The organism is Bacteroides caecigallinarum, from assembly GCF_016901995.1.
Taxonomy (GTDB): domain Bacteria; phylum Bacteroidota; class Bacteroidia; order Bacteroidales; family Bacteroidaceae; genus Phocaeicola; species Phocaeicola cellulolyticus.
Map to the genome: position 1 here is coordinate 1 of NZ_JACJLE010000125.1, position 1107 is coordinate 1107.

General features: G+C 47.8%; 2 protein-coding genes. Both read left to right on the plus strand.

Features of this window, described 5'->3' with window-relative positions; genetic code table 11:
* The first annotated feature begins 74 nt into the window (after nucleotides 1-74).
* Nucleotides 75-491 (plus strand): helix-turn-helix domain-containing protein, encoded by a 417-nt coding sequence (locus tag H6A61_RS16050; protein ID WP_225226499.1) that lies wholly within the window; start codon nucleotides 75-77, stop codon nucleotides 489-491.
* Nucleotides 407-1090, plus strand: a complete 684-nt coding sequence (locus H6A61_RS15260) for an IS630 family transposase (protein WP_225226500.1) — start codon at nucleotides 407-409, stop codon at nucleotides 1088-1090. The genes H6A61_RS16050 and H6A61_RS15260 overlap by 85 nt, the downstream gene beginning before the upstream one ends.
* The last annotated feature ends 17 nt before the right edge of the window (nucleotides 1091-1107 follow it).

The window sequence follows — 1107 nt, forward strand, 5'->3', positions numbered from 1 at the left end:
TAAGTAGATGTTCATAATTAGTTTATATCATATAGATTTGCTACCTTTGCCTCATAATCCTCAAAGCTACCTCTATGGGCAAAGTCAAATCAATCAGATTAAAGGACTCCGAACGGTTGTCCTTGGAGGCAGGCTTCCGAAATGGTTCGAGCCATTGCTTCCGGATGCGCTGCCGTGCCGTACTGCTCAAATCAGCAGGTTTTTCAAGCAAGGCCATAGGTTTGCAGACAGAAATGTCGCATGTGTCCGTCAACTTTTGGGTAAAACGTTTTTTAACGGAAGGCATCAACGGCCTACAGACCCGCCCCGGCCGTGGCCGCAAACCTATCATGGACTGTACGGACGAGGAAGTTGTCCGCAAAGCCATCGAACAGGACAGACAGAGCGTGAGCAAAGCCAGGGAAGCCTGGCAGAAAGCCACGGGCAAGGAAGCGAGCGACCTGACGTTCAAGCGTTTTTTATCAGCATTGGCGCAAGATATAAGCGAATAAGGAAACGCCCAAGGGGAGTACCCTCGCCGCAACTCTATGCGTATAAGACCGAGAAGTTGCAAGAACTTGAACAGCTGAACAGAGACGGCAAAATAGACCTCTATTATGCCGATGAAAGTCATGTATGCACCGAAGGCTATGTGCCTTACGGCTGGCAATTCCGTGACGAAGATGTGTATATCCCTTCCCAAAAGGCACAAAGAGTCAACATCTTCGGCATGATAGACCGGAACAACCGCTATCATGGATTCACCACGACTGAAAGCATTGATGCGGACAAAATCGTTGAGTACCTCGATGGCTTTTCCTTGCGCATAAAAAGAGATACGTTCATCGTGCTTGACAATGCGAGCGTACATCGGAACAAGAAAGTACGGGAACTGAGAGTGCTGTGGGAGAAACGTGGGCTTTTCCTCTTTTACCTTCCGCCGTATTCCCCTCACCTGAACCTTGCGGAAACCTTGTGGAGGATAATGAAGACCAAATGGATCAGACCGCAGGACTATGCAAGTAGCGACAATCTCTTTTACACCGTCAATAGGGCATTGGCGGCTGTCGGGGATACCTTGGGAATTAAACTTAAACATAATGCTGCTTAATTTTGATTAGTTACTTA

What these genes read in the sequence shown, in the direction of transcription:
- H6A61_RS16050 (WP_225226499.1), top strand. Translation starts at nt 75, where the DNA reads ATGGGCAAAGTCAAATCAATCAGATTAAAGGACTCCGAACGGTTGTCC.